Source organism: Capnocytophaga cynodegmi DSM 19736 (genome assembly GCF_000379185.1).
In the GTDB taxonomy this organism is placed as follows: domain Bacteria; phylum Bacteroidota; class Bacteroidia; order Flavobacteriales; family Flavobacteriaceae; genus Capnocytophaga; species Capnocytophaga cynodegmi.
In genome coordinates this window covers 114,302-121,513 of the sequence record NZ_KB900737.1, presented here as the reverse complement: position 1 = coordinate 121,513, position 7,212 = coordinate 114,302, and the positions used below count along the sequence as shown (strand labels likewise).

Below are 7,212 nucleotides of genomic sequence, written 5' to 3'. Positions count from 1 at the left end.
TCCTAAGAAAAACGGAAAAGTCGCCATTATGGGCAGAATTACCATTGATGGCAAAATTGCCCAATTTAGTACCAAGCTCGAAATTTTTCCCGATAAATGGGACTTGAAATTCGGCAAAGTCTTAGGTAAGAGTGAAGAAGCTCTTTCATTAAATCGCAAATTGGAAGAGCTGAAAACTCGTTTGGTCAATCAATATGACCATTTGATGAAAATGGATGGATTTGCTACTGCCGAAAAGCTTAAAAACAGCTTTTTGGGTATCGGTACGATGGACGATTCACTTTTGAAAGTTTTTCAAAACTTCAATGCCGATTTTGAAAAAATGGTTCAAAAAGGGGTGAGAGGCAAACAAACCTTGGTGAAATATCAAAGCGTGTACGCACACCTTTTAGACTTTATGAACTACAAATACCATCGTACGGATATGGTCTTTCGGGAGCTTACAGCGGATTTCATTAAAGATTTTGATTTTGATTTTTATCTTCGTGTTGATAAAGGATTAAGACACAATGCGATATGGGTGTATATGATGCCTTTGCGTAAGATGTGTAGTTCTCCATACTGTTTGCTTTACTTTTTACTTCTCTGAATGAAAAATAACATTCCTCACATTCGGCATTAATGTACTACATTAGTGGTTTCTTTGTCATATGCCTATTTCGTAGCATATCCAATTCTTTCCTTTTGCTTTCGATGATGATATAACATTTCATCATTCTACCCCGCATTGTTCTGCTCACAAACATTTCTTCATTTTCTGAAATCAATTTTTCAAACTTATTTAGCCATTTTATTGGGTCTTCGACAAAATCGCAACGATGTGAAAAAAAATCGAGCAACTTGGCATAAGGAGGTTTCAGTATTTTGTTGATGAGCAATTGACAATACAAAGCATTGCTCGTAACATCTTCCTGCAATATATCAAAATAAAGCATTTTCGGACAGTTCTTTTGGGGTAGCTGTTTGTTCAGTAAACTGGACTGTTTGTTTTATTTGGTATTGATTATTCATAGCTGTATGTCTTATTCATTGTCTATATTGTTTTTTTTGAAGCCTTATCTACTGCATCATCCCTAACTTGTTTTCTTGTAATTCCAAATCGCTAAACCATTTAATAAAATGGCAAAACCAATCATAATAACAAAATGATATTTGATGTTGGCAAAACCGCTTCCCTTTAAAATTATCATTCGTACCACCTCAATAAAATACGTTACAGGAATGCTTTTTGCAATGTAATAAGCCCAAGTAGGCATACTGTCAATTGAGGTAAACAAACCGCTCATCAGCATAAAAATCATAATGAAAAAGAAAGCGACTGACATTGCTTGCTGTTCTGTTTCGGCAAAGGTTGAAATGAGTAAGCCCATTCCTAATAAAGCAATGAGATAAATTGCCAAATAGCCATACAATAAAAATAAACTGCCAACGGGTACGATGCCGTAAACCAAGCGTGCTACAATAAATAATCCTACACTAAAAATAAACATCCCGATTACCCAAAACGGAATGAGTTTGCCTAAAACAAACTGATATTTTTTAATGGGCGTAACGTTGATTTGCTCTATTGTTCCGACCTCTTTTTCTTTTACAATGTTCAATGCACACATATATGAACCAACCATTGTTACCAACACAACCAATATGCCTGGAACCATAAAAAAACGGTAGTTCAAAAATTTATTGAACCAATTTGATGAAGTAACAGTAATAACAGGTGTGGTATTAAATTTTCCGGGTTGAAACCATTGCAAACGAATATCAGCATTGTATTCCGTAATAATCTGATTGAGGTATGCACCGCCTAAACCTGCCTTTACGCCATTGATTGCATTAACAGCAATAAATAATTTTTGCTCATTTTCACGAACCAAATTATTTTCAAAGCCCTGTGGAATTTCCAATATTAAATCGGATTTGTCTTTTTCTATCTGCTGAAATGCCTGATTGAATGATGTACCGTAATCTGCCAACTGAAAATATCCCGAAGCGGTAATTTTTGAAATCAATTGTTGAGAATAGGTAGAATGGTCGTGGTCAACGATTGAAATGTTGATGTTTTTTACTTCATAATCAGCTGCCAACGGAAGTATGAGCAACTGTACTATCGGAACAATAAAAATCAAGGGCAACAATGCTTTGTTCCGAAAGATTTGTTTGAACTCTTTTTGCAATAGAAATTTTAGCGTTCTCATAACAATCTGTTTTTAAAAGTTTTTAAACTGACAAACAACAAAAAGCAAGTTGTTCCGAATAGGATAAGTGTTTCTTTCCATATCGCTGAAAAGCCCAAACCTTTTATCATTATTGATTTTACAATGATATAATACCATTTTGACGGAAAAATATTGCTTACTATCTGCAACGGAACAGGCATATTTTCAATAGGAAACATAAAACCTGTAAACAACATTATCGGCACTAACATACCCATCATTGAAATAAGCATTGCCGATTGTTGCGATTGGGTATTATTAGAAATCAGCAAGCCCAATGACAAGGCACAAATGATAAGCAAAGTGCTTTCGGCTATTAAAAGCCAAAGGCTTCCATTTATAGGCATTTCTAACAAGGTAACGCTTAATATAAGTATAACGGAAAGGTTGATAAGCGATAAAAAAAAGTAAGGAATGGCTTTTGAAATGATTACCAAAAATGGACTAATAGGCGACACCAATAAAATTTCCATTGTGCCTGTTTCTTTTTCCCGAACTATGGACACGGCTGTCATCAATACGCATACTAATAACAGTACCAACGCCATAATGCCCGGCACAAAGTTGGTTGCTCCTTTCAGTTCCGGATTGTACAACATTCTTATTTCGGAAACAATCCGAAGCGGAATAGTATTATTTTCTATCAATTCCTGCTGATAATCCATAATAATTGCCGTTGCGTAATTTGTCAATGTGTTGGCTATGTTTGGGTCGGAAGCATCGGCAATAATTTGTACTTGTGCTTTATTCAGATGTAACAAATCCTTATTAAAGTTTGCAGGAAAAATAATTGCCAATTTGATGTTCTCTTTTTTGAAAGCATTTTCAATTTCTGTGTGGCTCATTATTGTTTTTATAACCTTAAACTGATTGCCTGCTTCCAATTTGTTGATGATTTGCTGTGTGGCTTGGTCTTTGGCATAGTCGCAAATCACAATTTTTACATTTTTAATTTCGTTGGTTATAGCAAAGCCGAAAAGTACAATCAACACAATCGGCAAACCGAAAAGCATTAACAGCGTTTTCTTATCACGGAAAACGTGATAAAATTCTTTTCTTACAAATAATAAAAATTGGTTCATCTTTAATTTGATTTTCGTTTTGCACCTCTTGCCAATTCAAAAAATACTTCGTCCATTGTGTTTGCGGAAAATTGCTTTTTCAAATTGTCGGGTGTGTCTAATGCTTGTATTACTCCGTCCACCATCATCGAAATTCGGTTGCAGTATTCGGCTTCGTCCATATAATGCGTGGTTACAAAAATGGTAATGCCTCTGTCTGATGCCTGATAAATTAAATCCCAAAACTGTCTGCGAACAATTGGGTCAACCCCTCCTGTAGGTTCGTCTAAAAAAACAATTTTAGGTTCGTGTATTACGGCTACCGAAAACGCCAATTTCTGTTTCCAGCCCAAGGGTAATGAAGCGACCAATTTTTTTGCTTCGCTCTGCAATCCCAATGTTTCAATCAGTTCAATGCTTTTTGCTTTCAGTTGATTATGAGATAAGCCGTAAATACCGCCAAAGAACTGTATGTTTTCTATTACCGTCAAATCTTCGTACAGTGAAAATTTCTGGCTCATATAGCCGATGTTCTTTTTAATTTGTTCGGTTTGTTTGTAGATGTCAAATCCTGCAATGGTAGCCTTACCCGATGAGGGTTTGGAAAGTCCGCAAAGCATTTTCATTGCGGTTGTTTTACCTGCGCCATTTGCACCGAGAAAGCCGAAAATTTCGCCTGCATATACCTCAAAGGTTATTTCATTTGTAGCTATGAAATCTCCAAAACGCTTAGTGAGCTTGTCTGCTTTTATTACTACTTCGCTTGTCATATCAATTCATCAGTTTTATAAAGCAATCTTCAATGCCGGGTGTGATGTGTTTGAGTTCAATGTCTTGAAAATTGGCTTCCTGCAAGGTTTGTATTAATTCTTTTGGGGAATGTTCGTTGCTGTTCTGAAATGTGATGTGATGAAAATCGCCAAACGAAAAGCAACTTTTTATCTGTGTGTTGTTTCGCAAAGCATTCTGCAATCTGCTCATATCAGTTGCCTTTATTGCAAACAATTTTTCGGGAAACTGTCTTATGATTGCATCGGGTGTGTCAATGGACATTATACTGCCGTTTTGTATCAATGCGATGCGTTCGCAAAGCGTGGCTTCGTCCATATAAGGTGTAGAAACCAAAATGGTAATGCCTTGTTGTTTCAAACCTTTCAACATTTCCCAAAATTCTTTTCTTGAAACTACATCTACGCCTGTAGTCGGCTCGTCTAAAAACAATACAGTAGGACGATGAATTAAGGCACAGCACAAAGCCAATTTCTGTTTCATACCGCCCGACAATTTTCCTGCCCTGCGATTTTTAAACGGCTCTAACTGTACATAAATATCCTTTACCAAATTATAATTTTCGGCAATGGTTGTGTTGAATACCGTGGCAAAAAAGTTGAGGTTTTCCTCAACGGATAAATCCTGGTACAATGAGAATTTGTCCGGCATATAGCCTACATTTTTGCGAATGGCTTTGTAATCTTTCACAATGTCAAATCTATTTACGGAAGCTGTACCACCATCGGGCAAAAGCAAGGTGGTAAGTATTCGGAAAATACTTGTTTTTCCCGCTCCGTCTGCTCCAATCAAGCCAAACAATTCGCCTTTGTTTACGGTAAAGGAAACATCGTTTACTGCCTTTACTTCTCCTTTATTGTAGGTCTTTACAATGTTATTTAATACCACATCTACCATTGCTATTGAAATTTTATTTCGCCATACATACCTATTTTGTACGCACCGTCATTTTTAACTTTCACTTTGATTGCATACACCATATTTGCCCTTTCGTCTTTGGTCTGAATGGTTTTTGGCGTAAACTCTGCTTTGTCGTTTATCCAAACTATTGTACCTGTTGTTTCTTTGTAACCGCCTTTGCCGTCATCTGTAAGCACTTTTACTTCTTGATTTAACTTTACCTGTGGAAGTTGATTGCCTGTGATGTACACCCTTAAAATGATGTGGGACAGGTTGGCTATTTTGTAAAGCGGTTTTCCTGCTGCCGTCATTTCGTTGGCTTCGGCATATTTGGAAAGTACCGTTCCACTCGTAGGATTTATGATTTGGCACTTTGCAAGCTGGACATTCAGTTGCTCTATCTGCACCTGCAATGGCACAACGTCTTTACCCAAACCCTCGCTTGAAATGCTTAATGTAGATTTCTGTGCTTCGATTTGTTTTTTCAGCACTTCAATTTGTGCATTGATGTCGTCCAACTGCTTGGGTGTGGCTGCATCGCCTTTTACCAAATTAGCTACTCTTGTCCGTTCCTTTTCGGTAGCTTTTAGCTCTTCCTGCAAGGCGGATAGCTGAACAGGGATATTGGGTTTTTTTCCTAAAATGGCTGTAACCTGTGCTTCCAACTGTTTTTTTTTCAAATACAACTGTAAGCTGTCTACGTAGCCAATGGTTTGCCCTGCTTCCAATGTTTGCCCCTCTTCAATGCTGAACTGCTTAATTGTTCCTGTGGCTTCCGATGAAATAATGGTTTCCTCTGCTTCAAAACTTCCCGAAGCATCAAATGAAACTTTGTTGTCTTTGCAAGCTGTAAGCAATGTTGCGACGCCTGCGACTAATGCAATTGTTTTTATTTTATACATTGTTCTATTTTTTTATTGTTACTAATTTCCTGCTGTTGTTTGAGCGTTGTACTCTGTCATTAAAAGCTGTATTTCGTGTAAAATCAAACTTTGCTTTGCTTGGTCTTCGGCATTTACGGCAATGAGATAGTCGTTTGTTGTCGCTGTACCGTAGGTAAGTTGATTTTGGGTTGTATTCTTTACGCTTTCACGAAGTGTTACAATGCTTTTATCGGTTTCAATCAAATCCTGCATTTTGGCTATATCAGCGTTTTGCTGTTTTAATACAAGGTTGGTATTGAACAAGAAAGTTTCCCTTTGTATGTCTATGAAACTCTGATTGAGTGCAAGCGTTTTCTTTTCGTTTTTATAGGTGTAGAAACCTGTAATGTTCCAAATCAAACGCAAGCCACCGATATAATAACCTTTAAGGTCATTGTCTAACATATTCAATGCAGGTCTGCCCAAACCGCCCTGAAAAAACACACTGACACGAGGCATATTTTTATTGGTAATTAACTTTTTCTGTACGTCAAAGGATTTTTTCTGCAAGTCAAATAATCTTAGCTCTGGTCGGTTGATTGTGTTGGTAAGCATTTGTCGATGTGGTTTTTCAAGTACCGTATTTTCATCAATAGGATTTCCTATGAACAATGCCAACATATCTGCATAGCCTTTGCGTGTGACTTTCAGTTCAATGGTGCGTTGGTCGACTTTCAGTAATTCCGCTTTCAGATTATCGGCTGTGCTTTTCAACGCCACTCCGTTGGCAATGGCTACGTTGGTTTTTTCGATACCGTTTTGAATATCTTTTTTAAGTAGTTCGGTTTGCTTAATCTGTGCATCAATCAACAATATTCCAAAGTAGAGGTTGTTAATGCGTTCCCTTAGCTTGTACAGTTCTATCTCTGTTTTTTGCGTTTCTATTTCCGATTTGTTATTGATAAATTCCTTTTGGTCTTTTATTACGGTAAACAGGTCTGTAATAGACTGCGATACCTCGCCATATAACCTGTACTGGTCTTTGCTCATTGTCGGAATATCCATGTTGGGCAATGATATTGGCACTCGTGTTACGTCCGATTGGTAAGTTGCCTGTCCTGCTACATTGAACTGCGGTAGATACCCTTTTTGAGCTTTGGCAATAGAAAATTCCTTTGTTTTTTCTATCAGTGTGTACTGCTTTATCAAAGGGTAATTCTGTTTTGCCTTTTCAAGGCAATTGTCAAGGGTCAATGAGTTGTTTTGCTGTGCTATTGCCCAATGGCTGCACATTAGCAATACGCCAATGAGCCATTTTGATTTTTGTTTATTTATTACTTTAATCATTTTATTTATTTTTTTGTTTTAATCATTTGATTAAGT

General features: G+C 37.0%; 8 protein-coding genes. 1 reads left to right on the top strand and 7 read right to left on the bottom strand.

The features are described from left to right. Window positions 1-589: phage integrase SAM-like domain-containing protein (locus YW9_RS12865; RefSeq protein WP_018280243.1), on the top strand; the 589-nt coding region annotated here is incomplete at its 5' end. A gap of 37 nt (window positions 590-626) precedes the next feature. Here YW9_RS12865 and YW9_RS12860 read toward each other — a convergent pair. The 7 genes from YW9_RS12860 to YW9_RS0111060 form a co-directional block, all read right to left on the bottom strand. Beyond that, the gene (locus YW9_RS12860) at window positions 627-935 is read right to left on the bottom strand and encodes a hypothetical protein (RefSeq protein WP_018280242.1); all 309 of its coding nucleotides are present in this window, start codon (window positions 933-935) and stop codon (window positions 627-629) included. A 138-nt stretch (window positions 936-1,073) separates the two neighbouring features. Further along, window positions 1,074-2,195, bottom strand: coding sequence for an ABC transporter permease (locus YW9_RS0111085; protein ID WP_018280241.1), 1,122 nt, complete (start codon window positions 2,193-2,195; stop codon window positions 1,074-1,076). Further along, window positions 2,192-3,298: an ABC transporter permease gene (locus tag YW9_RS0111080; protein ID WP_018280240.1), complete on the bottom strand. Its 1,107-nt coding sequence runs from the start codon at window positions 3,296-3,298 to the stop codon at window positions 2,192-2,194. The genes YW9_RS0111085 and YW9_RS0111080 overlap by 4 nt, the downstream gene beginning before the upstream one ends. A gap of 2 nt (window positions 3,299-3,300) precedes the next feature. After that, the gene (locus YW9_RS0111075; RefSeq protein WP_018280239.1) at window positions 3,301-4,047 is read right to left on the bottom strand and encodes an ABC transporter ATP-binding protein; all 747 of its coding nucleotides are present in this window, start codon (window positions 4,045-4,047) and stop codon (window positions 3,301-3,303) included. Between the two features lies 1 nt (window position 4,048). Continuing rightward, entirely contained in the window at window positions 4,049-4,963 is a 915-nt protein-coding gene (locus YW9_RS0111070; RefSeq protein WP_018280238.1) for an ABC transporter ATP-binding protein, read from the bottom strand. Between the two features lie 2 nt (window positions 4,964-4,965). Then, window positions 4,966-5,868 carry an HlyD family secretion protein gene (locus tag YW9_RS0111065; protein WP_018280237.1) on the bottom strand — a complete coding sequence of 301 codons (903 nt, stop codon included), beginning with the start codon at window positions 5,866-5,868 and terminating at the stop codon, window positions 4,966-4,968. Window positions 5,869-5,889: 21 nt separating this feature from the next. Then, complete coding sequence (locus tag YW9_RS0111060) at window positions 5,890-7,176, bottom strand: TolC family protein (protein WP_026194000.1); 1,287 nt, start codon at window positions 7,174-7,176, stop codon at window positions 5,890-5,892. Window positions 7,177-7,212 lie beyond the last annotated feature (36 nt).

Excerpts from the sequence above, each read along its gene's own strand:
- YW9_RS12860 (WP_018280242.1), bottom strand. The coding sequence starts at position 935 with ATGCTTTATTTTGATATATTGCAGGAAGATGTTACGAGCAATGCTTTG.
- YW9_RS0111085 (WP_018280241.1), bottom strand. The coding sequence starts at position 2,195 with ATGAGAACGCTAAAATTTCTATTGCAAAAAGAGTTCAAACAAATCTTT.
- YW9_RS0111080 (WP_018280240.1), bottom strand. The coding sequence starts at position 3,298 with ATGAACCAATTTTTATTATTTGTAAGAAAAGAATTTTATCACGTTTTC.
- YW9_RS0111075 (WP_018280239.1), bottom strand. The coding sequence starts at position 4,047 with ATGACAAGCGAAGTAGTAATAAAAGCAGACAAGCTCACTAAGCGTTTT.
- YW9_RS0111070 (WP_018280238.1), bottom strand. The coding sequence starts at position 4,963 with ATGGTAGATGTGGTATTAAATAACATTGTAAAGACCTACAATAAAGGA.
- YW9_RS0111065 (WP_018280237.1), bottom strand. The coding sequence starts at position 5,868 with ATGTATAAAATAAAAACAATTGCATTAGTCGCAGGCGTCGCAACATTG.
- YW9_RS0111060 (WP_026194000.1), bottom strand. The coding sequence starts at position 7,176 with ATGATTAAAGTAATAAATAAACAAAAATCAAAATGGCTCATTGGCGTA.